The sequence below is a fragment of the Bradyrhizobium diazoefficiens genome (genome assembly GCF_016616885.1).
GTDB classification, from domain to species: Bacteria; Pseudomonadota; Alphaproteobacteria; order Rhizobiales; family Xanthobacteraceae; genus Bradyrhizobium; species Bradyrhizobium diazoefficiens_F.
The window spans coordinates 6,328,133-6,352,089 of the sequence record NZ_CP067102.1; the positions used below are offsets into that span (position 1 = coordinate 6,328,133).

General features: G+C 65.0%; 16 protein-coding genes and 1 pseudogene. 7 read left to right on the forward strand and 10 right to left on the reverse strand.

The features are described 5' to 3' along the window. Positions 1-133: 133 nt before the first annotated feature. Positions 134-682 (reverse strand): sterol desaturase family protein, encoded by a 549-nt coding sequence (locus JJC00_RS29435; protein ID WP_200469326.1) that lies wholly within the window; start codon positions 680-682, stop codon positions 134-136. Further along, positions 661-4,041: an ATP-binding protein gene (locus JJC00_RS29440; RefSeq protein WP_200469327.1), complete on the reverse strand. Its 3,381-nt coding sequence runs from the start codon at positions 4,039-4,041 to the stop codon at positions 661-663. The genes JJC00_RS29435 and JJC00_RS29440 overlap by 22 nt, the downstream gene beginning before the upstream one ends. Positions 4,042-4,202: 161 nt before the next feature. Here JJC00_RS29440 and JJC00_RS29445 point away from each other — a divergent pair, with 161 nt between their 5' ends. Continuing rightward, positions 4,203-5,042 carry a class I SAM-dependent methyltransferase gene (locus tag JJC00_RS29445; protein ID WP_200469328.1) on the forward strand — a complete coding sequence of 280 codons (840 nt, stop codon included), beginning with the start codon at positions 4,203-4,205 and terminating at the stop codon, positions 5,040-5,042. A 9-nt stretch (positions 5,043-5,051) separates the two neighbouring features. Here JJC00_RS29445 and JJC00_RS29450 read toward each other — a convergent pair whose 3' ends face one another. The 5 genes from JJC00_RS29450 to JJC00_RS29470 all read right to left on the reverse strand — a co-directional run bounded on the left by JJC00_RS29450 (position 5,052) and on the right by JJC00_RS29470 (position 13,732). Continuing rightward, entirely contained in the window at positions 5,052-6,752 is a 1,701-nt protein-coding gene (locus JJC00_RS29450) for a di-heme-cytochrome C peroxidase (protein WP_200469329.1), read from the reverse strand. 342 nt (positions 6,753-7,094) lie between these two features. Next, entirely contained in the window at positions 7,095-7,328 is a 234-nt protein-coding gene (locus JJC00_RS29455) for a hypothetical protein (RefSeq protein ID WP_200469330.1), read from the reverse strand. 26 nt (positions 7,329-7,354) lie between these two features. Then, positions 7,355-8,479, reverse strand: a complete 1,125-nt coding sequence (locus JJC00_RS29460; RefSeq protein WP_200474275.1) for a DUF2336 domain-containing protein — start codon at positions 8,477-8,479, stop codon at positions 7,355-7,357. A 246-nt stretch (positions 8,480-8,725) separates the two neighbouring features. Further along, positions 8,726-12,358: an AsmA family protein gene (locus JJC00_RS29465; protein WP_200469331.1), complete on the reverse strand. Its 3,633-nt coding sequence runs from the start codon at positions 12,356-12,358 to the stop codon at positions 8,726-8,728. Between the two features lie 144 nt (positions 12,359-12,502). Continuing rightward, positions 12,503-13,732, reverse strand: coding sequence for a cytochrome P450 (locus JJC00_RS29470; RefSeq protein WP_200469332.1), 1,230 nt, complete (start codon positions 13,730-13,732; stop codon positions 12,503-12,505). Between the two features lie 131 nt (positions 13,733-13,863). Between JJC00_RS29470 and JJC00_RS29475 the strand changes: the two genes are divergently transcribed. From JJC00_RS29475 to JJC00_RS29485, 3 genes are all read left to right on the forward strand, one after another. Then, the gene (locus JJC00_RS29475) at positions 13,864-14,475 is read left to right on the forward strand and encodes a TetR/AcrR family transcriptional regulator (protein WP_200469333.1); all 612 of its coding nucleotides are present in this window, start codon (positions 13,864-13,866) and stop codon (positions 14,473-14,475) included. 253 nt (positions 14,476-14,728) lie between these two features. Next, on the forward strand, positions 14,729-15,139 hold the full coding sequence (locus JJC00_RS29480; RefSeq protein WP_200469334.1) for a hypothetical protein: 411 nt from the start codon (positions 14,729-14,731) through the stop codon (positions 15,137-15,139). 151 nt (positions 15,140-15,290) lie between these two features. After that, a complete protein-coding gene (locus JJC00_RS29485; protein ID WP_200469335.1) occupies positions 15,291-17,072 on the forward strand; it encodes a peptidoglycan-binding protein in 1,782 nt (593 codons plus the stop codon). A gap of 156 nt (positions 17,073-17,228) precedes the next feature. Here JJC00_RS29485 and JJC00_RS29490 read toward each other — a convergent pair whose 3' ends face one another. Next, entirely contained in the window at positions 17,229-17,879 is a 651-nt protein-coding gene (locus JJC00_RS29490; RefSeq protein WP_246773963.1) for a MarR family winged helix-turn-helix transcriptional regulator, read from the reverse strand. Between JJC00_RS29490 and JJC00_RS29495 the strand changes: the two genes are divergently transcribed. Both JJC00_RS29495 and JJC00_RS29500 read left to right on the forward strand, forming a co-directional pair. Further along, the gene (locus tag JJC00_RS29495) at positions 17,839-18,738 is read left to right on the forward strand and encodes an alpha/beta fold hydrolase (RefSeq protein WP_200469336.1); all 900 of its coding nucleotides are present in this window, start codon (positions 17,839-17,841) and stop codon (positions 18,736-18,738) included. The genes JJC00_RS29490 and JJC00_RS29495 overlap by 41 nt on opposite strands. Before the next feature lie 68 nt (positions 18,739-18,806). Continuing rightward, positions 18,807-19,610: an isocitrate lyase/PEP mutase family protein gene (locus JJC00_RS29500; protein WP_200469337.1), complete on the forward strand. Its 804-nt coding sequence runs from the start codon at positions 18,807-18,809 to the stop codon at positions 19,608-19,610. A 24-nt stretch (positions 19,611-19,634) separates the two neighbouring features. Here JJC00_RS29500 and JJC00_RS29505 read toward each other — a convergent pair. After that, positions 19,635-19,919, reverse strand: a pseudogene (locus tag JJC00_RS29505) (EAL domain-containing protein); the annotation flags it as partial. A 70-nt stretch (positions 19,920-19,989) separates the two neighbouring features. Between JJC00_RS29505 and JJC00_RS29510 the strand changes: the two are divergent. Further along, positions 19,990-20,982, forward strand: coding sequence for an ABC transporter substrate-binding protein (locus JJC00_RS29510; RefSeq protein WP_200469338.1), 993 nt, complete (start codon positions 19,990-19,992; stop codon positions 20,980-20,982). A gap of 302 nt (positions 20,983-21,284) precedes the next feature. Here JJC00_RS29510 and JJC00_RS29515 read toward each other — a convergent pair whose 3' ends face one another. After that, complete coding sequence (locus JJC00_RS29515) at positions 21,285-23,864, reverse strand: EAL domain-containing protein (RefSeq protein WP_200469339.1); 2,580 nt, start codon at positions 23,862-23,864, stop codon at positions 21,285-21,287. Positions 23,865-23,957: the final 93 nt, after the last annotated feature.

Consider the following 23,957-nt stretch of genomic DNA (forward strand, 5'->3'; position numbering starts at 1 on the left):
GTTCGGCGAGACTGTAACCCCTCACCCGGATCGCATCTTTCGATGCGATCCGACCTCTCCCTTCGGGAGAGGTGAACCGAGTTCGCCAACAGACACTTTTCAACAAGGATTCAGCACGCGCTCATTGGTGCCGTCATTCGGAACAATACGTTCCGAAGACGCGATCCCACATGCTGGTGACCACGCCGAAATTGCACGGCCGCTTGCCATAGTGATGGCGCGTATGGCGGCGCTTGAGGCGCCAGAGATAGCCGCCGCGCTTCACCGGATGATGGTGAATGACGTGGTGAAGCGCTCCGAAATAGATGTAGCCCAGCATCAGCCCCGCCGTGACGGTGCAGGCGCTGCCAAAGCCGACCAGCAGCCATACCGGCAGCAGCGATCCGCAACAGATCGATCCCAGGCTCAGCCACAGCGGCGAGCCGACCAGCGCGCGCGGATCGGAGTGGTGCATATCGTGCAAGGTGGCCAGATAAGCCGGACCGTGAAGTGCGAACCGGTGAATGACGTATTCGGCGAGGCTCCAGAGCAACAACCCGCATGCAAAGCCGAGGGCGGCTTCGTCCCAGCGCAGCGGCTCCTTCAAGAGCAACGCGACCGCGACCAGTGCAACGCTTGCCAGTGGATAGAACACGAAATCGGCAAAGTACAAAAACGTTTTCAGTCGCATGGGTTTGCGCATGGGCTGGTCTTGCTGGAGCGCTCCATGGCCGCCCGTGCTTCGAAAATCTCCGGCAACTCCTGTGCGTCGGTGAACATCCCGATCACCGGACCGAGCACGCTGCGCGCCTGCGCATCCGTTCCGCTCGCCTGATACAGTTTCGCAAGCGACAGTGCTGCACGCAGCTCGTACGTGGCGGTCTGCTGCGCCCGCGCGGTCTCGATGGCCTGGGTGAACGCCGCCTCCGCAGCCACGATATCGATAGGGTCCTTGCGCAGCAGCAGCTCGCCGCGGCAGCGCTGGATCTCCGGCGTGAACCACTCCTGTCCGGTCCGCTCCACCTCGACGAGCTGTTCGTCGAGGATCGCGAGCGCCTCGTCGAACTGCCCCTCGCCGGCCTTTGCTTCCGCGAGCAGCGTCCAGGTCAAGGGCACGTAGAGCCCGGTCGCCATCTTCCCAACCAAGGGCAGCGCGATGGAGTCTTCCATCTCCTGCAGCCCGGCCGCGCGCTCACCCAGGCGGCAACGGATCCAGCCGTTCCAGAATTTTCCGGCCCGCGTGTAGAGCAGGAGGCCGTGCTCGCGGCTGAGCTCGATCACGGCATCGACATGCGGCCTGGCGCACTCAGGATTGCCGCGCACCGCCTCGAGCACGATCTTGTGGAAATGCGTGTAGACCATCGTCGCGATATGGCCGCTCTCGGCGGCGCGGCGAATCGCTTCCTGGGCCAATTGCTCGGCGCGATCGACCTCGCCGAGCGGCCACAGCACCAGGGCGAGGTAGATCGCAGCCGCGATGCCGCAATCGTGGCCATACAGGAAGGCGAGATTGCGATCGTGCTCGTCGCGGTAGATCGTGAGCGCCTGCTCAAGATGCTGCTTGGCGTCGACGAAATTGCCTTCGAACCAGCGCGTCATTCCGCAGACGCGATGGGCGACGCCCGCCTCCGGCGCGTCGGGCCTGTCGGCGGTATCGTGCAGGAAGGCCTGCGCCAGTTCCCGCATCGATCCGAGCTCGCTGCGAACGAGGCTGCCGACCCACAGGCCGTAGGTGGCGGCGAACCGTTCGGGTGCGCTCTTGAGGCCGAAGGCGAGCTCGCGGGCGCGTGCGAACGCGACAGACGTCTCCGGCGCACCATAGCCGCGCGTGGCGATCAGCGCGTTGCCATAGGCGATCTGCAATTGCAGCCGCCGGCTTTGTCCGGACGGAGTTTCGCTCAAGCCTTCCGCAAGACCGATCGCCTTGGTCAGATGCGCGATCGCCTCGGGATAGGCCGAGCTGCGCAAGGACCGATCGCCCGCCTTGCCCCACCACTCGACGGCGTCCTCGACGAGACCGGCCTGCGTGAGATGATGCGCGGCGATTTCGGGCGCTGCCGCGGCGGCGTCCGGGAATTTCTCCTGGAGCACGGCTGCGATCCGCTCGTGCAGTCGCCGCCGGCTGCTCCTGAGCAGGCTTTCATAGGCGGTGTCCTGCACCAGCGCGTGCTTGAACGCGTAGACGGCTTCGGGCGCGGACCCGCTGCGGAAAATCAATTCGGCGGCTTCGAGCTGGGCGAGCCGGGCATCGAGCTCGGCATCGTCCTTGTCGGCGATGGCGCGCAGCAGCACGTCGGAGAATTCGCGGCCGATGACGGCACACACTTGCGCGACCTCCTTTGCCGGCCCGAGCCGGTCGAGCCGCGCCATCAGCGAATCCTGGAGCGTCGTGGGGATCGACAGGCGCGGCAGGCTGCCGGCCATCCTGTAGCGGCCGCCCGCCCCTTTTTCGAGGACGCCCATCTCGAGCACGGTCCGCGTCAGCTCCTCGACGAACAGCGGGATGCCGTCGGTCCGTGTCGCGATCTGCGTGACCAGCTCGGACGGGACCGCGCGGCTTCCGATCACGTCCGCGATCATATGCTGGACATCGGTCTCCTTGAGCCGGCCGAGCTCCAGCGTCGTCAAATTCGCCGGGCCCATCCATGGCAGCGTGAACTCGTCGCGGAACGTCAGGACCAGCAGCAGGCGAAGCTGGTCGGCCAGCCTGACCGCGAGCCCGAGCAGCTCGAGCGAGGTCGCATCGGCCCAATGCAAATCCTCGACGATGCAGACCACCGGCGCCTCGGCGCACAGGCGCTGCAAGCGCTGGATCAGCGCGGCAAGCGTGTTGCGTCGCAGCTGTTGCGGCGTCCAGTCGAGCGGCGGATAGCGTCCGTCGGTGGCGATCGACAGCAGATCCGCAAACAGCGGCACCAGCGTCGGCGTCTTCAGATCGCTGCGCCCGAGCAGCGCTTCGAGCTTGCGCAGCCGCTGTGCGTTGCCGGCGCCGGCGCCGAGCTTCGCCGCCCGCTGCAGCTGAGCGATGACAGGATAGAGCGCGCTGGCGCGATGATGCGGCGAGCACTGATAGCGCAATCGGATGTGCGGCTCCGCCGCGATCCGCTCATTGAGGAAATGCGCCGCGAGCCGCGACTTGCCGATGCCGGGCTCGCCGGAAATCGCCACGACCTGGCCCTGGCCGCGCCAGGCCCGCTGCTTGCACTCGGCCAGCCGGTCGAGCTCGTGCTCGCGGCCGACGAAGCCGGCGAGGCCTGCGCAGCGATAGGCTTCGAAGCGGCTCGCCAGCGGCGATGGACGCTCCACCACCGAGACTTCGACAGGCTCGCTGAATCCCTTGATCGTGCGCGTGCCGAGCTCGCGCAGCTGGAACAGATTGCCGAGCAGCCGGCGCGTCGAGGAGGCGATGATGACGGTGCCGGGTTCGGCGAAGGCCTGCATCCGCGCCGCAAGATTGGGCGTCTCGCCGATCACCTCGAGCCGGCTCGAGGCGCCTTTTGCAAAGAGATCGCCGACGACGACGAGCCCGGTCGCAATCCCGATCCGCACCTCCAGCCGCAAGCCCGGCTGCACGTCGATGGCCTGGACCGCCGCGGTAATCTCGAGCCCGGCGCGGACCGCGCGCTCGGCATCGTCCTCGTGAGCGGACGGATAGCCGAAATAGGACAGGATGCCGTCGCCCACCAATCGCGAGACGATGCCGTCATAGCTCGCGATGACCGCGGTCGCGGCCTCACGATAGGCTTGCAGGATCTCGCGCATCTCCTCGGGATCGAACTGCTGCGACAGCGCAGTCGAGCCGACGAGGTCGCAGAACATGATCGTGAGTTGTCGGCGCTCGGCACCCGCGTCGATCTTCGGTGCAAGCTGACGCGCGGGAACATCGAGCTCGGCAATCGAACGCAACAGCCTGCGCCGGTGCCCAAGCACGACGCCCATGGTCACGAGATCGCGATCCGTAATCTCGGAAAGAATATCGAAATCAATGCCGTGGTCGGAAAAGGACTTCTGGTATTGAGGGAGGCCGACCTTCTCCAACCAGGCAGCAACATGCCCAGTCATCACGCGGAGTCCAGCATTAATTGTACTAAACCTAAAGTATATCCCCCCTCGGAATGAAGTCAATCGTAGCAGGCAAGCGTCGCCATTATTGACGCATCGAAGGCGCTGGCCCATGCTTCAAGGTGGAAGCGTTCCCCATTTTCGCGCGAGAGTATTCATCCGTGAAGCAGGATCCGTATCCGACAGCGGCAAACCCGATCCATTCGGCCGTCGTAAAACTGTTTTATTCGCGCGCCGCGCGCCACCTTTTCACCAACGCCTGGTACTCCCTGCTGAGCAATCTCGACAGGGACGCCGCGATCCGATTCCTCAACTACGGCTATGCCTCGCTGAACGGCGAGCAGGTCGCGCTTCAAGCCGCCGACGAGCCCGATCGCTATGCGATCCAGCTCTATCATCATGTCGCCTCGGGGGCCGCGATCGAGGGCAAGGATGTGCTGGAGGTCGGAAGCGGCCGCGGCGGCGGCGCGTCCTACATCGCGCGCTGTCTCCACCCGAAGAGCTACACCGGGCTCGACATCTGCAAGCCGGCGATCCGCTTCAGCAAGGCGCGCTATGCCGGCCAGGACAATCTCGCATTCCGCGTCGGCGACGCGCTCAGCCTGCCGTTCGCGAATGAGAGTTTCGACGTCGTAGTCAACGTCGAGAGCGCGCAGCATTATGGCGACATGGGGCGCTTTCTGGAGGAGGTCCACCGCGTGCTCAGGCCGGGCGGCGCGTTTCTGATGGCGTGCTTCGAAGACCGGTCGAAGGACGTGTATCCGCGCGAGTCCCTCGCCCAGTCGCGCTTGCGCCTCGTCAGGGAGGACGACATCACCGCCAATGTTGCGCGCGCGCTGGAGCTCGACGGCGCGCGGCGGATCGCGCTGGCGGACGAGATCGTGCCCCGGATGCTGCTCGGCATCTCGCACGAGTTCGCCGGCATTCCGGGCACGCAGCTGCATGCGTCCTTCGCCGACGGCACTTGCCCGTATTATTGCTTCACCTGCCGCAAGGACTGAACCGGCCGCTCAGAGCGTCTTGAAATATTCGATCAGCGCCTTGCGGTCGTCCTCGGTCATATCCGTTCCGTAAACGTGCCCGGCATTCGAGTTGCCGCGTATGGACGTATCGAACAGGAACGCGCCCGGCGTCTGCGCCTTCATGTCGTATCCCACGATATCAGGATTGAACTCCCAATTGCCGACATAAAAAGTCTTTGGTCGCTGCGCCGGCGGCAGCAGGAGGTCATTGAGCGACGGCACCGAGCCGTTGTGCAGATAGGGCGCCATCGCCCAGATGCCGTTGAGCGGTCTTGCCCGGTATGCAAGCGGCGCCCTGTACTGGTTCGGACGGCCGCAATTGATCTCGGCGGCGCTGGCCGCGTTGTCCTTGGACCGACCGATCCACTGCGCCGCGATGTTTCCGGTGAGAACCTCGGCGGCCTTGTAGTTGGACATCGCATCCGGACCACCGATCTTCGACAGCGCGATCTTGCGGCTGTTGAACGTCGTCGCCTGCTCGGGATCGGTGCCGATCTTGCGGAGATCGACCAGCGGGACCTGGATCTCGCTGCAGGCCCCCGAGGCCGCTTCGACAGGCGCAGCCTCGTGGCAATTCGCGCACGCGCTAGCATAGACCAACTGGCCGCGCAGCGCCCGCCTCTGATCAAGTCCTCCGAGGATGGCTTCCGGCCAGCGCGGAGAGCGTAGATCCATCAGCTTCCGCTGCCCCCAGACGACATTCTCCATCTGGACCCCATGCATCACGTCGGGCGTGATCATCGTCGCGTCATGCTTGATCGGCGCGAGCACACCAAGCGCCTCAACGATGTTGCGGGTCAGCGGCTGGCGGATCGAGGCGTTGTACAGCACCCAGCTGAAGCGCGGCGTGTCCCACAGCGCCGGGTATCGCACCGGCGCGGTCAGATGCGCATAATTCCTGGTCTCGCCAATGTCAGACGGGTCGGTCATCAGCCTGAAGGGGCCGGCCAGCAGCTGGTTCAAGCCGGCGCCGTGCGCGTCCAGCCTGCCCGCTCCGCCCGATGTATCGCCGGAGTTTCCACCAACGACGTGGTTGAACTTCGCGGCCGCCTGCAAGACGCCGCCGAAGCATTGCAATCCGCTCTGCACGTCGGCAGGCGGCGCCTTCACCCGCGCCATGAAGCGCTGTGCGGCTCCGTCCTGATTCTGCAGAACGGCCGTGATGGACCCGACCAGCTGTCCGACGAATGAATCGATATCGATGTGGGACGGACCGCCCTCGATGCGGATCTGCTGGCGGCGATAGCTGACTTGCCCGGTATGACAGCCGGCACAGCCGAGACCAAGCCAGTTGCCTTTCCAGCACGCGTGCCTGCCGTCGGGAAGATCGACCGGAGTGCTGTAGAGACCGATGGCGAGACCATCCGGGTTGGCGGTGCTGACGGGTTCGGTGAGGAAACCCAGACGCTGCAAATTCTCGGGTGCCTTGATGAGTGCGGTTTGCCCGGAAGGCTGCCCCGGCTGCTCCAGCGCGACGAACCACTCATAAGGGATCAGCGCCGTTCCCTGCGAGATGAAATGCCAGCGATCGGCGGTCTCGTCGCTCCAGCCCTGTTGCAGATGGACGGGATTATCCGACGCGGGCTTGTCCTGAGACTTGTCTTGAGATTTGTCTTGAGCCGAAGCGACAACGAAGGCGGCGAGAAGGGACGCGACGGCGATCAAGGGTACGCGCACATCAAATTTCATAATCGGCTCCAATCAGGATGAAGCGCTCAATGATGACGGCGTAAATGCCGTCGCTACATAGCAATCAGCAATCGTGCGCCACCGATAGCGCTGCGCGCAGCACTGGAGGCCTTCCAGATACTTTCGTGCAAATGACAATGCGCGCCGAGCGCGTGCGCTCGTGCCGAACCACCAGCAAGGAAGACACGCCGCCCATAGCGACCGCTCCGAACCCCATTGCCTGCGGCCGCCTTTCGGCGCCCGCAAGTGGAGGCTACATCATGTCAGACATGAGCGCAAAGGTAGAGATGGGGCATTAGGACACGCTGCCGGGAGCGTGCGATGAGCCGGCTGCGCTAGTCGTTACCGGAAATACCCCAGCACGAGATCGGTATCCGCGCTGGCGGCGACCGTGCCGTTCAACTCGGCATCGATGACGCGGCGGCAGGCTTCGATCGCGGCGTGGTCGCCGAGATCGTTGGCGGCTTCCAGCACGAGCCACGCGGCGTCAACGGTGGCCTTCTCCGGAGCCGCTCCGCCGATCTCGGCGGGGAGGGTCTTGTTCTTGCGAACTGCGGTGCCGAATTGAGGCAACATTGCAAAATACTCCCTCGATGTCCCGTTCAGTGAACCTGGAGCTCGGTCTGACGACCCGTCGCGGGATCGGCGCCGGCGCTGTTTTTGCGCGACTGGTAGAATTTCAGAATGCTGCGTGACGTTTCGATCTTGAGCCGGCCGAAGTCGCGCTCGTTGTCGTGGAGCTCGCGCGCCGTGATCAGATGATCCTTGGCGCCGAGGAACAGCAGCGACATCGTCGTGTCCCAGGAGAAGTCGAGCGCCTTGCACAGCACCAGGATCATCTCCCGGTTGCGGTCCATCAGCGCGCGCTCGATCACATCGACCGGCAGCGACGACAGCAGCGAGAGGCCGATCTGCACCTCGTCGAAACGATGCTGGCGCGCATAGTTCGAGATCGAGACCTGGTTGAGGTTGCCCTGCCGGTACTGCGTCGTCACCACGCGCTTGGCGACGAAATAGCTGCGCGAGGACGGACCGAACTTGGACTGCAAATCGCCGGTGACCTCGGTCACCGAGCTCTGGATCTGCGGCATCATCTCCGGGCGCTCGGTCTCGAGCCGGCGGCGGACATCTTCCGACGCCTTGGAGATGAACTGCTGGAAGATGTGGCGCGGCACGTCCTTGCGCAGGCCGAGCTGCTCGGCAAGGATCGAGTCGCCCTCGGCGCGGCGGACCATATGCAGCAGGCCCGAGCCGGAGAAGCGCGCGCCCTCGTTCCTGGCGACCGCGGTGACAACCTCCTGGTTACCACGCTTGACGAGCACGTCGGTGACGGCCTCGCCGATCGCATCACGCTGGGAGATCGCGAGCAGGTGCGCCTGGCCCTTGGTCATGGCGCTTTCGACCAGCACCTTCTCGTCGATCCGGGTCGAGTCGCGCAGCACGGGGCCTGCGACCTCGATCTCGTCGTCGAGAGCGAGCTTCTCGATGACGTTGAGCGGAGCGTGATCGCAGCCCGCCATCAGCTCGGAGAGCTGCGCCCGCGCGGCGACCTCGATCTCGTCGGCAAGCCTGCCGATGACTTCGCCGAACATGCTGATCTCGTCGTCGACGTAGCGACCGGTGATCAACAGATCGGTCGCATGCCACAACGCCTTTGCCCGGCTTTCATCGGTGCCGCGCGCGATTGCGTCGTCCAGATCCTGCAGAAGCGATGTCGCCCCGTTCATCTCGATACCCCAGTTCTTGGTGAGCCATCCTGCCTGTGTGGGCATGACGCCGGATTCCTCTGGGAACCAAGCTAGAGACCAAACGCGAGAATCCAGTAAAATCGGCAGTTCAGTTTTGCTGAGGAAAAATCATTCAAATGCGAGCGAACGCGTTTACCACTGCGCAACGTTGCCGGTGCGCTCCCTCTCCCGCTTGCGGGAGAGGTTGAGAGCCCCGGGGCTTAGTCTGACCAAATCAACTTCGCTCTACGGATTCTGCGGCGTCAGGACCAGCGGCGGCTTCGGCCGGGGCTTTGCCGGCGGCGGGCCCGGGGCGGGCCGCACGTCGATCGGCGGCGGCAGGGGCGCGACCTGCTGGCTCGCAAGCGGCGGGCCCGGCACGGCAGGCGCGGCAAGCGGCGCCTTCGGCGTCGGTGCGGCCTTGGGCTCAACCCTCACCTTCGGCGGCGGGCGGCGCGGATCGCGGCCTGGCATCGGCACGTCGGTCAGCGCCGGCTCGGGCGCAGGCTCGGGCGAGACCAGCGTCGGCAGCGCGGCGGTCGCCGGCGGCGGCTCGCCGCGCTCGATCGCATCCAGCCTTCGCGTCTCGCGGTCGATCGTGCGCACCGCAAGCCACGACGACAGCGGCGTGAGATCGACGGTGCGGCTGAGCTTGTCGGGTGGGCCTGCCGCAAACAGCTGGATCTCGGGCGGCGCGCCGGAGAGACCGGTCATGATCGGCGTCAGGCTGGCGCGGATGTCGGCCTGGTCGGCGGGAATGTCGTAACCGCCGGAGACGATGGCGCGGGCGTTCTTGGCCTCGAGCGGGGTCGCGCCGACGCGCAGGCGGCCGTCGCGGATTGTGAAGGCGATCTGCGCCGAGGCGACAGCAATGGGGGCGGCCGACAATGCCGGCTCGACGAGCTGACGCAATCGGTTGTCGTCGCTCACCTGCCCGCCGTCGCTGGCGCGGATGGCGATCTCGAAGGCGCGCGGATTGAGGCCGCTGATCTCGGCCGAGTCCAGCGTCACCGTGCCGTTGCCGGCAAGCGCGCCGGTCAGAGCCGAGACGCTGCGGCCCTGGCTCGTCAGCGTCATCTGCACCGAAGCGCGCCCCTTCGGCAAAGCGAGATCGCGGTAGCGCAGCGAGGCGGCATCAACATTGGTGAGATCGAGACGCGCGTTCAGCGCCAGACCGTTGGCGCCGTTGCGCGCATCGAGGCTTGCGGTCAGCTCGCCGCCGCCGACGCCGCCCTTGAGCGCATCGAGCGCGAGCGACTGGCCATCGCCCCTGATCGTGCCGCTGAACGGGCGCATCTCGATTCCGCCCGGCAGGCTGCCGCGCAGCGCCTGGAATGCGATGCGGCCGCGCCAGCCGCTGACGAGGCCTGCGCTCAACGGCTCGCCGGCGTCACGTCCGGCGGCGCCGACGGCAAGCGCGAGCGCGGGTGCCAGATCGAGCGTATCGAGTCCGACTTCGCCGTCTAAGCGCTTCTCCTGATCGAACGTCATGGCGAGATGGCCGCGCAGATGCGAGCCTAAAGCAGTGCTGTCGAGATCGTCGAAGGTCAGGCGATTGCCCGATAGTGTGAGGCGGGAGGACAGGCTCATATTCTGTGCTGATTTGTCGGCCGGGCTGGTCCCGAACAAGGGCGCCAGATTGGCGTTGCGCACGCGCAGATTCACGCTGGCCTTCGGCTCCGGCGCCGACAATTCGACGCTGCCTTGCGCATCCGCATCCAGCCCGCCGCCGTTGATCTTGGCGTTCAGTTGCAACGGCCGGCGCCACGCGCCACTCAGGCTGCCTTCGACCTGCGAGGTGCCCTCGCCTGCGGCGACCATGCGATCGAGGCCGAACAGCGCCGTCAGCGCACTCGCTTGCGGCGCCGACAGTTTCGAGTCCAGCGTGAAGTCGCTGTTGCGCAGTTTGTCGATGTCGATGCCGTTGACCGCGGCCACCGGCGTCTGCGCGGCGAGCGTCGCGGTGGCCTTGAGCTGCGGCGCATCGAGGTCGAGCACGGCGCGGGCGTCGCTGCGATCGGCGTGCTCGGCGTTCTTGTCGAGGCTGAGGTCGAGCTTCAGACGCGTCGCGCCCGGCAGCGGCGCGATCGCATCGAAGCGGGCACGCAGCGCAGGTGCGATCGGCTCCAGCAGCGCCGTGAGATCGCGCAGCGAATTGGCGGAGGATTTCAGCGCGAGCTTGCCCGTGGCCCTGGTGCGATCAAAACTGCCGCTCGCTTCCGTGGTCACGCCACTGGCCTGGCCGAACCGCAACTGCTCCAGCGACAGCGAGGTCGGACCGTAGCCGAGCTTGGCCGCGAACGGCCGCAGCTCCTGTCCGGCCGAGATCGCGCGCCCGATGTCGAGCGAGAGTTTTGCCTCCTCCGGCCATTCGCCCTGCGGTCCCGCGAGCGCTCGGACAAAGCTCGCGGCGGCATCGAGGTCGAGACGATCGGCCTTGAGATCGGCATCGATCCGCGAGCCTTTGCTGGCGCCGGTCTGCGCAAACGCAATGCGGCCCTCGACGGCGCCGCCTTCGACATCGGCCTTCAATTTGTCGATGGCGAGATGGTTGGCGGCGATCGTCACGTCACCGGCAAGGCGCAGCGGCCGCGTGCTGCGGCGGTTGACCTCGTTGCGGCCCTGAAGCCAGGCGACCAGCGTATCGGGATCGGACGACTCGACGCTGAGGCGGCCGCTAAAGCTGTCAGCGCCGGGCGTCGCGCCGTTGAGCGAAAGCTGCGTCATGCCGGGCGCGCGCAGCTCGAGCCGCTGGAAGGTCCAGGATTTCCCGTCGGTCTGAAGCTCGGTCGTGATGTTCTGCAGCGGGCGGCCGCCGAGCATGATCTGGTCGGAGTTGAATTCGATCTGCGCCGGGATCGGCGCCTGCGGGATCGCGGCGAGGCCCGCGCGAAGCGCCGGCAGGATGCGCAGCGGCTCGGCATCGCCCCGGCCGGCGAGCTTGTCGGCATCGACCTGCCGCGCCGACAGCACTGCGCGCAGCAGCGGCGCTGCGCCAAACCTGAGATCGCCGACGCCGCCGAGCTTCAGCGCGATATCCTCGGGGCCAAAGCTCGCTTCGATCTGGTCGAACCTGGCACCGGCCGGATCGGCCTTGAGTTTTGCGGTGACCTTCCAGGGCGTCGGTCCGGCCTCGCCCGGCTTCTTCGGTGGCGGCACTGCCAGCGTCAGCGCGCCGTCGAATTTCGGCAGGCGGTTGTCGAAGGCGAGCACGCCTTCGAGATCGGCCAGAATGGCGCGCTCGCCGGGATCGATATTGAGATGCAAACGGGTGGCGCTACCGTCGGGACTCGGCCCCGAGGAAACGCGGAACGGATAACGCACGCCTGCGGCGGTGAAATTGCCGTCGCCGCGCACGGAGCCCGCGAGCGAGCGCACGTCGCCGGAGAAGACGATGTCGTTGAGCTCCAGCGTCGAGCGGCTGGCGGCGTCGTGAAGCGCGATGCGGCCGGTGAGATTCAGCCGTTCGATGGCGAGCGAAGCCAGGTTGAAGGTGCCGCTCGCGGTGGACGGCAAATCGACCTTGCCTTTGGCGTCGAGGCCGAGATCCGCCGCCATGCCGCCAACCGAAAGCTCGGTGGCGCGCCATTCGCCGCGCATCAGGGAGCTCAGGCTGAACTCGACGTCGAGCTTGTCGGCGCGCAGCCGGCCGAGATCGTTGTTGCCGCCGAAGGTGACCGAGCGGAGCCGCAGCGTCGGCGCCGGCAGCAGCCGCGCATCGAGCTCACCCGCCACGCGCACCGGCACGCCGATGATCCGGGTCGCTTCCGCCTCGAACTGGGGCCGAAACTGGTTCCAGTCGACGAAATAAGGCCCGATCAGCGCGGCCAGCAGCGCTAAGATAAAGGCAATCGCCAATCCGAGCAGCGTCGTCTGCACGGGTCTCCCCTCGGCCAAGCCGGCACCCGGGTCAAACCCAAGCCTACAACCAAGCTTCAGGCGCGCCGGAACTTCCCCTTATATAAAGCGAAGTGTGGCGAAGTCACAGCGACTGTTGCGCACGGAGGTTAACGCGCCCCGGTGTCACCAGCTCGCCGGCAGGTGCTTCAGGCCCCGCAGCACGAAGGTCGGGCGCCAAGCCGGATTTTCGACGTCGTCGATGCGCAGATCGGGCAACCGCCGCAGCAACGTTGCGATGGCGATCTCGGCCTCGATGCGCGCCAATTGGGCCCCCAGGCAGAAATGGATGCCGCCGCCGAACGACAGCGGCCGGACATTGGGCCGGGTGATGTCCAGCCGATCAGGATGATCGGGATAGACCGCCGGATCGTGATTGGCCGAGCCGAGCAGGCAGAGCACGGACTCGCCCTTGGGGATCCGCTTGCCGCCGAGATCGTCGATCTCCTCCAGCGTGACGCGGCCGGTCATCTGCACCGACGAATCGTAGCGCAAGAACTCCTCGATCGCGTTGGTGATCAGGTCTGGCCGCGCCTTCAGGAGCGCGAGCTGGTCCGGATTGCGGTGGAGCGCCAGCAGGCCGTTGCCGATCAGATTGACGGTGGTCTCGTGGCCGGCGCCGAACAGCAGGATGATGTTGGCGGTCAGCTCCTCATTGGTGAGCTTGTTGCCGTCCTCCTCGGCCTGCACCAGCTGGGTGATGAGGTCGGCTCCGGGATTGCGACGTCGCAGCTCGAACAGCGGCTGGAAGTACATCTGCGCCATCATGTTGGCGGCGTTGCCCTTCGCGATCTCCTCGGGCGTCATCGGCACCGGATCGAGCAGCCGCCCGCCCTCGCGCGAGCTCTTGTAGAAGACCTCGCGATGATCCTCGGGGATGCCGAGCATGTCGCAGATGATGGTCACTGGCAGGCGGAAGGCGAAATCCTCGATCAGGTCCATCTGGCCGCGGTCGATCACGGCATCGATGGTCTGGTCGACGATCTCCTGGATGCGCGGCCGCATATCCTCGACGCGGCGGGCGGTGAAGGCCTTCACGACAAGGCCGCGCAGGCGGGTGTGATCGGGCGGATCGGCCTGCAGCATCCAGTTGCCCATGCTGCGGAACACCGGCTCCTTCATGATGTCGGGTCCGTAGCGGCGCGTCGTGCGCTCGACGAAATCCTTGCCGAAACGCTTGTCGCGTATCACCAGGCTGACATCGGCGTGACGGCTGGCGACGAACTGGCCGAACGGCGTCTCGTGGATCGGATCGATCGTGCGCAGCCGGTCGTAGTGCGGATAGGGATTGCGGATGAAGTCCGGCGCCAGCGGATTGAACAGCGGATCGCCTGCGGGTTGCGCTTGCTCGTTCATGATGGACCTCACATCGGTTGCCGCATGACACGATACGCGAGGCAGCCCCGAAGCCCCAGCGTAACCATCCCTGTATATTATCAACTCGATACATTGTTGTATCGAGTTGCATTGTGCCCTAAACTGGCCCGATGTCAAGGGTGAGAACCAGGCCGACCAGGGACGACACGCGCGACAAGCTGTTCGAGGCGGCCGCGCGCGTGTTCGAGCAAGACGGAATCGGTGGCGCCAGCATCGAGGCGATCGCGGCGGAAGCCGGCTTCACCCGCGGCGCGTTCTATTCGAACTTTGGGAGCAAGGACGAATTGATCTTCGCCATGCTCGAGGATCACGTCGAGCAATCGATCCGGCGCAATATGGAGATCCTTGCCCAGCACAAAAACCTCGACGATTTCATCGCCGCCTTGAAGACAATGGACCGCGGCAGGCAGGATCCGCTCGGCCGCTCGCCGCTGCTGCACATGGAAATGATCCTCTTCGTCGCCCGTGCCGAGAAGCGCCGCCCGGAGCTCGCCAAACGTCTGCGCGCGCGGCGCAAGCTGACCGCCGATATCATCGAGGCGACCTTGAAAAACAGCGCCAGGGGCGACACGCTGAACCCGCCCTGGATGGCCTCCGTCGTGCTGGCCCTCGAAGACGGCTTTCGCCTGCACCGACTGATCGATCCGGAAACGACGCCGGCCGACAGCTTTTGGCGCGCGATCACGGATTTGCGGCGCAGGACGGGATTGGTCTCCGAGTAGCGCCTTTCGCGTGCGCTAAACCGTCGCAGTCCGGGGAACAAGCGCCACCTGCGGAACAGCGGATGTGCCCGTCTCTTCAACCATCGCGATCAGCCACAAAGCCGCCATCGGGAGCTGCGCAGGCATCGAGATGAACGCGCGTTTATCTTCATGACTCTTTGGTTTCTCCCGAACGCACGCTTGCGACTTTTTGCAACTTTTGCCCGTCGTTGATGTTGGCCCGACAGCACAACACCAACGAGGAGGAAAGCACATGAAGAGGACCGCGCTGGTTCTGGCAACCGTCGGCACGCTCGGCGTGAGCGCCGTGGCAGCACCGACGCCCGCGGAAGCCCGATGGCGTGGCGGCTTCGGTCCAGCGCTGGCAGGCGGATTGATTGCAGGCGCCATCTTTGGCGGCCTAGCCTCTTCCGCTTACGCGTATGGTCCGGGTTATGACTACTACGGGTACCCCCGCTATTACGGCGGGTATTACGACGGCGGCTACGCACCGGCGTATTACGGCGGCTACGAACCGTATCCCTGGGGCGGCTACACCACGACCTACTACAGCACGGGTTATGCTCCGGCCGATTACGGGTACCGCTATCGCCGCGTCGTGCGTCCGGCCTACGCCTATTACGGCGCACCGTTCTATCACCATCGCTGGCACCACCACTGGTGATGTGAAGCGGCAAGATGGGGCCAGTGCGGACCACTGAGCCTCCGATATCAAATGGCAGATCGATGCCTCCGGCTTCGATCGAGAGAGATCACGCGCGGTCGCCTCGCGACGAAGCCGCGCAACTGCCACCAGACAAACCAAGGAGATTGAGATGAACATTGGAAAGAACAAGTTCCTGCTGACCACAGCAGTGCTGCTCGCCGGCGTCAGCCTGGCGTCGGTACAAGGATCGGCGCAAGGCATGCGTGAAGGTGCCGGCGGCGGGATGAGCGCCGGCGGAGGAGCCGGCAGCGCCAGCGGTGGTGCTGCGGAGCACTCCAGCGGCGCGGCCTCGCACGGTGCAGGTGGCGCCTCGCACAGCGAGGGAATGACGCGGGGCCGCGGTGAGGGAATGACGCAGGGCCGCGCCGGCGGCGGGGCCGAGGGTTCCTCTGCGGCGCAAGACAGCCGAGCCGCGGACAAGGGCGACAAGCAGACCATCGGCCAGGGCCGCGACCGCGACAACGCTCGTCAGTCGCAAGACGAACACGGCAAGCAGGGCAAGGACCAGACGATCGGTCAGAGCCGGGGCGATCGGGACCAGGCGCGTCAGTCCAAGTCCGAGAGTGACAAGAGCGGACAGAAGAACCAGACGGTCGGACAGGGCAGCAGCGACCGCGACCGCGCGCATCCGTCGCAAGGCGCCGAGCAGAATAAGAGCATGACGACGGGCGCCAACACCAAGGAAAATGCCCAGGACAAGAATGCCAAGAATGCACAGGGCAAGAACGCGCAGGGTCAGAGCACGACAACGACCGGCGCAAACACCAAGAGCACCGCCCAGGACAAGAACGCACAGGATAAGAACGCTCAAGACAAGAACGCCCAGGACAAGAACGCCCAAGGCAAGAACGCACAGGGTCAGAGCACGACCACGACCGGTGCGAACACCAGCGGCAACGTCCAGAACCAGAGTGCCCAGCAGGGTGCGACGACCGGCGCAAACACGCAAGGACAGGTCAACGCTCAAGCTCAGACCCAGGGCGGGGCTACCCAGAGCATGTCGGGCCGCGTGCAGGTGAATGCGCAGCAGCAGACACGGCTGCAACAGTCGGTGCTGAGTTCGCGCAATGTGGCGCGCGTGCGGGTCAACGAAAATGCGATCAACTTCCGCGTCAATGCCGGCGTGGTCGTGCCGCGGAACATCTCCGTGATCTCGGTCGCGGATTATCCGGTGCTGATCGACGTCTATCCTGACTACCGTGACGACAGCTTCTTCGTCGTCGATGACGAGATCGTCGTCACCGACCGCAGCCGCAGGATCGTCGATGTCATTCCCGCCGGGCCGCGGACGCACTATGCCCGGAGCGGTGGCGGTGGTGGCAGCGTTGCCGCGCTGAATCTCAGCCCCGACGAGATCCGCGTTGTTCAGCGGGTCCTGATCGAACGCCACATGCTGTCCGGCGAAGCCGACGGCGTGCTCGGGCCGGATACGCGTAGGGCATTGATGACCTTCCAGAGACAGGAAGGCTTCCAGGCTACCGGCTCGATCGATACCCGCACCGTCGCTGCGCTCGGCGTGTCCAACCAGATCAGCGCCACGCAGGGCCAGTCGACGACCGTCGGCCAGGGCGGAAACAACCAGTCGACGCCGCAGAACACGACCGGGCAAAGCACCGGCCAGAGCAGCGCGCCGGCGCAGCAGAACCAGACCACAGGTCAGGCTCCGCAAAACCAGCCGTCCACAACAGGCCAGGCTCAGCAGAACCAACCGGCGAACTCGGGCCAAGCCAACACGCAACCGCCGTCGGGCCAGACCACCGGCCAGGCTCCGGCCCAGAACAACAATCAGTCCACCAGTCAGCCGGGCACGAACCAGAACACGCCGACTGGACAGACCAACCAGAACAATGCCCCGCCGCCGTCGACGTCAGGGCAGCCGGCCAAGCAGTAACCTAGCCAGTAAAGCGCTTCCGAGCCCCGCCTCTGGCGGGGCTCTCATTGCGACCTCGCTCGGATGCCTTGCACGACGTCGCAGCCGAGCTCGGCCAGCATCTTGCGCCATCCGTCCCCGGTCTCGCCTGCCGCCCCCCGCTGGCAACACCTCTGGCTACCGATTGTGTTTGCCCTTGCTGGTGGGCAACGGGCAATTCGTACAGACGCTATCGTCGCACATCCGGCAGATCGTGAACCGATCCAGCTCGGACGTGTCCTGCCTTGCCAGCAGCTCGTGGATCAGCGTTTCAAGTCGCTTCGTCTCGGCCGGCGACAGTACATCCAGAAGCGATGCGATGGCTGAAATCCGGGACGTCATCAGATCGTTCCGGGTCGCAACGCCCGAGGCCGTCAGGTGCAATGCGACCTCGCGTCCGTCCTTTCCCGGCCGGCGCTCGACAAGCCGATCCGAAACCAGACGGTCGACCAGCCGGACCGTTCCGGAATGCGACAGGCCAAGGATACGCCGCAGCTTGTCGTTGGTCATGCCTTGGCCGTAGCCAATGACGACGAGTGCCGCCGGCGTCTCGCCGCCGCGGCCTATGACCTCGCGCGCGCCTTGCTCAATGCGGTCCATGACCGCGAGCGACAGCGCTCCCAGCAAATTCGCGATTCCAGTTTCCATGCCGGCAATAATATGTGCGCTGCGCACAAAAAACAACTTGACCTGATATGTGTGCTGCGCACATATTTGTCGCAGAAGAGTGACGACATGGAGGATGACGATGAATATCCGGAGCGCAGCCTTATCGACGCCGACTGCCAACGGCAGTGAACCCGTCCTGAAATACGTGCAGGCCAATGGCGTGCGGTTCGCCTATCTCGAACAGGGGAGCGGTCCCCTTGTGATCTTCCTGCACGGCTTTCCCGACAACGCCTGGTCCTACCGAAAGCAGCTGCAAGTCTTCGCGGATGCGGGCTATCGCGCCGTGTCGCCATTCCTGCGCGGCTATGCGCCGACCGAGATCCCGGCGGACGGCATTTTCGATCCGATCGCATTGGGCAAGGATCTCGAAGCGCTGATCGCGGCGCTGAGCGAGGACGGACAAGCCCGCGTCGTCGGCATGGATTGGGGCGGCACGTCGACCTTTCAGGCGCTGGCGACGGCGCCGTCTGCAATCAAAGCCGCGGTTGTCATGAACACCGCCCATCCGATCACATTCTCGAGCATCAGGCGGGATCCGGAAATCGTTCGATCGATCTTCCATGTCTATTTCTTCCAGCTGCCTGGCGCCGAGTCGGCGGTCAATACCGAAGGACTGCCCTTCGTCGATTATCTTTGGAAGCTGTGGTCGCCGACCTTCAACGATGTCGAGCACATTCGTTCGATCAAGGAGACGCTCAGCTCTCCCGGCACCATGGCCGCGGCGCTCAAATACTACGGAGGCCTGACCGAGGCGGGACGCATGGGCCGGCTGCCGATCAACGAGATGCAGACGCCGACGCTGACGATCTACGGCGGCAACGATCCGACAGCGAGATATTCGGTGAAGGAAGAGCCGCTGTTCAAGGGACCACACAAGCGTGTTGTCTTGCCGGATGTCGGACACTTCCCGCACCTCGAGCGCGAGGCCGAAGTCACCGGCCTGATCATGGACTGGTTCAGGACGCACGCGCCGGACTGAACGCCTTTCGCGGACGCCGGAGGGCACCGCCGGATCGGCTTTGGAATTTCTGACGAGGAGTACGCGAGATGGACGCCAACATGCAGCAGCAGTACGCCGAAGCGTTTCACGGTCTTCACAAGACGGGGGATCCGCTCGTCCTGTTCAACGCCTGGGATGCCGCCACCGCCAAAGCCATCGCGAAGACGTCCCCGGCGATCGCGACCAGCAGCGGGGCGGTCGCGGCAGCACTTGGATATGCGGACGGAGAAAATGTCCCGCTCGATATGCTGGCAGGGCTGGTGTCACGGATAACCGCGTCTGTATCGGTTCCGGTGTCAATCGATCTCGAGGCCGGATATGGCGACACCCCGGACGCCGCCGCCACATCGGCGGCCAGAATTCTGCAGGTCGGTGCCGTCGGCATCAATATCGAAGACGGGCTATCCGGAGGAAAGCGGCAACTCGCGAACCCCGAACAGCACGCCGCGAAGATCAAGGCCGTGCGGCACGCGGCGCAACAACTCGGCGTTCATCTATTCATCAACGCGAGGACTGATCCGTTCTTGCTGAAATACGGATCGCCGGCGGAGTGCCTGAACGAAGCGGCAAGACGTGCGAAGATCTATGCCGACGCCGGCGCCGACGGAATTTTCGTGCCCGGCCTCACCGACCTCGCGCTTATCGGGAAGTTCGTTCAACTCGCGCCTCTGCCGGTCAACATCATGGTGACGCAAGGCGTTCCCGCAATTCCGGATCTCGCCCGCGTCGGCGTTCGGCGGGTGAGCCTCGGGCCGTGGCCGATGCTGGCAGCGATGCGTGTCATTGGACAGGCCGCCGCAGGGGTCGCCATGAGCAAGCAATACGGCACGTTCCTGCAACCGAATGCCTGAGCCGCCGGCTCGGGCCGTCGTGCCCTAAGCGGACCGTTTCACCGCGATCGCATCGACCGGCGCGAGCCGGCCCAGCATCGCCCTCGCCTGCTCGGCGCAATGCTCGATCAGCCAGCGCTCGAACGCGACCGGCGCGAGTGCGGGGGCATAGAGGAAGCCTTGCACGACGTCGCAGCCGATCTCGGCCAGCATCTTGCGCTGGCCTTCGGTCTCGACGCCTTCGGCGACGACGGTCATGCCGAGGCCCTGGCCGACGCGGACCACGGCGGTGGCGATAGCGAGCGCGCCGGAGTCGTTCTCGATGTCGCGTTAGCGGACCTCCATAGCCTTTCCTGCCTCCCATGACGGATGCTAAGACAGCATCAAATCGGGGGCTGACATGGAACGGCGGACATTTATCGGAATTGCGGCAGTCGGGGCTGCTTGGCCTCTTATGGCGCGCGCGCAGCAGAATGTGGCGACCGCAAAGATCAACAGGGTTGGAGTCCTCTGGCACGCCAGCACAGCGGATGAAGAGAAGGTCTATTTGGACGTCCTAACGAAGGCGTTCGCCGACATCGGCTATGTCGAAGGCAAGAACATCGAGTTCCTTCATCGATTTCCCGCCGAGCAGCCGGAACGGTTTCGCACGCTTGCACGCGAGCTGGCCGCGGACAAAGTCGACGCCATTGTCGCCGTGACTGCGTTGGGCGCAAAAGAGGCCAAGCAGGCCACAAGCACCATTCCGATCGTATTTGTCATTGTGTCGGACCCAATCGGTGGCGGTCTTGTCGAGAGTCTTGCGCGACCCGGAGGCAATGCCACGGGTCTCTCACTCATGTCGATCGACCTGAGCGGGAAACGTCTGGCGTTGTTGAAGGAGGCGGTTCCGAACCTGTCGCGTGTAGCACTCTTGGTGGATAAGACCGATCAGTTCGCGCAGCGCGCGGTCAAAACCAATCAGGCCGCGGCCGAAGCGCTTGGAATTTCGTTGTGGCCCGCAGAGGTATCGGCGCCCAATGACATCGAGCCGGCGTTCTCCAAAATTGCTCAAGACCGCGCCGACGGCGTCATCTTGGGGGCCGGATCGATGCTGTTCAACGAGCGGGCGCGTATTGGTTCATCGGCTCTGGCACACAGGCTGCCGACGCTGTCATTTATCGCGGAGATGGTTCCTCACGGTCTTCTGCTGTCGTACGGGCAGGATTTCCCCGATTTTTTCCGCCGCGCAGCGGCCGACGTTGACAAGATACTGAGAGGCGCAAAGCCCACCGATATCCCGGTCGAACAGCCCACGCGCTTCAAATTGGTCCTGAACCTGAAGACCGCCAGGGCCCTCGGCCTCGCCGCGCCGCCTTCACTGCTGGCGACTGCCGACGAGGTGATTGAATAGGGCGCGCCCACTTCCGTCGAACAGCAGTCCGACCGCGGGCACATTGCGAGACATCGGATTTTGTGGGCGCCATGAGCTGAGAGCCATGGATAGTTGCCCCAGCACCTCGGCTGCGATAGGCATCTCGCGAGGCCTTTTTCAGCGAGCTTAACATGGCCGGCCTTGGCGCCGCAGCGTTGCCTATGCCAGCGTGCGCTCAATCGAAGAACGATCATATCGCCCGCGATTGCGCGAGCGCCAAAACTTGAACCACTGATTGTACAGACCGCTGATCCCAGCGAATTTGACAGTGCGCATGCGCCTTAGGCCGAGCGCTTCACCGCGATTGCATCGACGGGGGTGAGTCGCCCCAGCATCGCCCTCGCCTGCTCGGCGCAATGCTCGATCAGCCAGCGCTCGAACGCGACCGGCGCGAGTGCGGGGGCATAGAGGAAGCCTTGCACGACGTCGCAGCCGAGCTCGGCCAGCATCTTGCGCTGGCCTTCGGTCTCGACGCCTTCTGCAACGACGGTCATGCCGAGGCCCTGGCCGACGCGGACCACGGCGGTGGCGATGGCAAGCGCGCCCGCGTCACGCTCGATATCGCGCATAAAACTGCGGTCGATCTTGAGCTCGCGGATCGGCAGATGTGCGAGCCGGCTGAGGCTCGAATAGCCGGTGCCGAAATCATCCACGGACAGGCCGATGCCGAGCGCGCGAATGGCCTGCATTGTTTCCAATGCGGCCGTACCATCCTGCATGAAGGTGCCTTCGGTGATCTCCAGCATCAGCGCGTCCGCCGGCAGCGCGTACTCAGCGAGGATATCGGCGAGCCGCGCTGCGAGCGCGACATGCCGGAAATTGATCGGCGACAGGTTGACCGAGACGCTGGGAATGTTGAGCCCCGCGCGGCGCCAGCTCGCCATCTGCCGGCAGGCCTCGCGCACCGACCACAGGCCGATCTGCTCGATCAGGCCGCATTCCTCGGCGAGCGGAATGAACTTTGCCGGCGAGACATCGCCCAGCGTGGCGTCGTGCCAGCGTGCCAGCGCCTCGACGCCATGGATGGCGCCGTCGCCACTGCGGATCTGCGGCTGATAGCTGAGGCTGAGCGCATTGTCGGCGATGGCACGACGAAGCGCTGCGATCATCGCCAGCCGCTGCTCGGCCAATCCGTTCATCTCGGCACTGAACATGCGATGGGTCGAGCGGCCGGCCTGCTTGGCCGTGTACATGGCGGCGTCGGCCTGCTGCATCAGCGTGTCGATCTCGGTGGCGTGGTCGGGATAAAGGCTGATGCCAATGCTGGCCGACATCGGCATCAGCTTCGATCCGAGCCGCAAGGGCGCGGCCAGCGCTTCGGTGATGTCGGTCGCGACACGCTCCGCGCTCTCGGCATTGCGGTTCGGCAGCAGGATGACGAATTCGTCGCCGCCGAGCCGGCCCAGCATGTCTTCCGGCCCGATCTGCTCGCGCAGGCGCTGCGCCAGCTGGATCAGGAGCTCGTCGCCGGCGGCGTGGCCGAGCGTGTCATTGACGTCCTTGAAATGATCGACGTCGAGGAAGGCCAGCGCAACGTGGCCGCCGGTCGGACAGGCGTCGATCGCGGTGGTGATCAGATGCCGCAATTGCGCGCGATTGGGCAGGCCGGTGAGGATGTCGTGATAGGCGAGCCGCGCGATCTCCGCGCGCGCCTCCTTGCGCTCGATCGCGAAGGCGCCGAGGTTGACGCAGGCCTCGACGATGCGCCGGTGCCAGTTGCTCGGCGCGCGGGGCTCGCGGAAATAGAAAGCGAAGGTGGCGATGACCCGGCCGTCCTTGGCCATGACCGGGGTCGACCAGCAGGCCCACAGCCCAATCGCCAGCGGCATTGCCTTGTAAGGCTGCCAGCGCGGATCGGTATCGAGATCGGTGGCGAGCACCGGCTCGCCGTAGAAAGCGGCGGTGCCGCAGGAGCCGACACCGGGCCCGATGGCGATACCATCGAGTGCGCGGGAATAGTCCTCGGGCAGGCTCGGGCCGCCGAGGGGATGGATCAATCCGGCGGCATCGACGTGAAGCAGCGAGCAGACGACGTCGGGAGCGATCTCTTCGACCCGGCGGCACAGTCGGTCGGCGATCTCGGTGATCGGCACCTCGTCGGCGAGCGCGCTCATGATGAGCTGCTGGAGCGAGCGCAGCTGCTTGCTCTCCGTGATGTCCTCGAGCAGCGCGAAGATGTGCCTGACCCGCCCCTTCTTGTCGCGAAACGCGTCGATCCGGGCGCAGATCCAGATCTCCTCGCCGTCCTTGTCGTAGACCAGCACCTCGGCCTCGCCGCGCCGGCCACCATGCATCAGGCGCTTGACGAGCCTGGCAACGGCCTTGCGATCGGTATGGCAGCCGGCGATGAGCTCGCCTGCGCGGCGCCCTTCAGCCTCGTCGCTGGTGTAACCGAACAGCGCCGTGAACGCCGAATTGACGTAGACGATGTTCTGCTCGACATCGGTGATGATGACCGCGCGGTTGGTCTGGTCGGAGACGGCGTGGAGCAACCCGATCCTGACGCGGCGCTCGGCATCGGCGGTGACGTCGCGCGCGAACACGATGTGATGGGTTGCGCCGTCGATCGTTGCCGATGACAGCGCGATCGTCGCCTTGATCCGGCTGCCGTCGCGCCGCACCAGGCTGATCTCGTCGCGGAAATCCGCGACCGGCTCGGCCTGAAGGCATTTCAGCGTGAGCACGGCGGCATCGCGGCCAAGCACATTGGCGCGCGCAAGCTTCCAGATCCGCTCGGCGCCGGCGTTGAAATGCGTGATGCGATGCGCACTATCGACAATGACGATGCCGTCGTCAGCCCATTCGAGCGCCGCGCGCAGCACGTCCGGCATTTCAGTCACTGGACAATCGGAGGCAGACATCGTTGGGCTCGGCAGGATCAGAAAAATGCGGCAATCGGCCCCAAGCTAATGCTCCGATGGTGTCCAAGACGTTTTTGCAACAGGCTCACGTTC

Bases quoted from the DNA above. Each gene is read 5' to 3' on its own strand.
- JJC00_RS29475 (WP_200469333.1), top strand. From the start codon at position 13,864: ATGTCAAGGGTGAGAACCAGGCCGACCAGGGACGACACGCGCGACAAG.
- JJC00_RS29480 (WP_200469334.1), top strand. From the start codon at position 14,729: ATGAAGAGGACCGCGCTGGTTCTGGCAACCGTCGGCACGCTCGGCGTG.
- JJC00_RS29460 (WP_200474275.1), bottom strand. From the start codon at position 8,479: ATGAACGGGGCGACATCGCTTCTGCAGGATCTGGACGACGCAATCGCG.
- JJC00_RS29515 (WP_200469339.1), bottom strand. From the start codon at position 23,864: ATGTCTGCCTCCGATTGTCCAGTGACTGAAATGCCGGACGTGCTGCGC.
- JJC00_RS29455 (WP_200469330.1), bottom strand. From the start codon at position 7,328: ATGTTGCCTCAATTCGGCACCGCAGTTCGCAAGAACAAGACCCTCCCC.
- JJC00_RS29440 (WP_200469327.1), bottom strand. From the start codon at position 4,041: ATGACTGGGCATGTTGCTGCCTGGTTGGAGAAGGTCGGCCTCCCTCAA.
- JJC00_RS29510 (WP_200469338.1), top strand. From the start codon at position 19,990: ATGGAACGGCGGACATTTATCGGAATTGCGGCAGTCGGGGCTGCTTGG.
- JJC00_RS29435 (WP_200469326.1), bottom strand. From the start codon at position 682: ATGCGCAAACCCATGCGACTGAAAACGTTTTTGTACTTTGCCGATTTC.
- JJC00_RS29495 (WP_200469336.1), top strand. From the start codon at position 17,839: ATGAATATCCGGAGCGCAGCCTTATCGACGCCGACTGCCAACGGCAGT.
- JJC00_RS29485 (WP_200469335.1), top strand. From the start codon at position 15,291: ATGAACATTGGAAAGAACAAGTTCCTGCTGACCACAGCAGTGCTGCTC.
- JJC00_RS29470 (WP_200469332.1), bottom strand. From the start codon at position 13,732: ATGAACGAGCAAGCGCAACCCGCAGGCGATCCGCTGTTCAATCCGCTG.
- JJC00_RS29500 (WP_200469337.1), top strand. From the start codon at position 18,807: ATGGACGCCAACATGCAGCAGCAGTACGCCGAAGCGTTTCACGGTCTT.
- JJC00_RS29450 (WP_200469329.1), bottom strand. From the start codon at position 6,752: ATGAAATTTGATGTGCGCGTACCCTTGATCGCCGTCGCGTCCCTTCTC.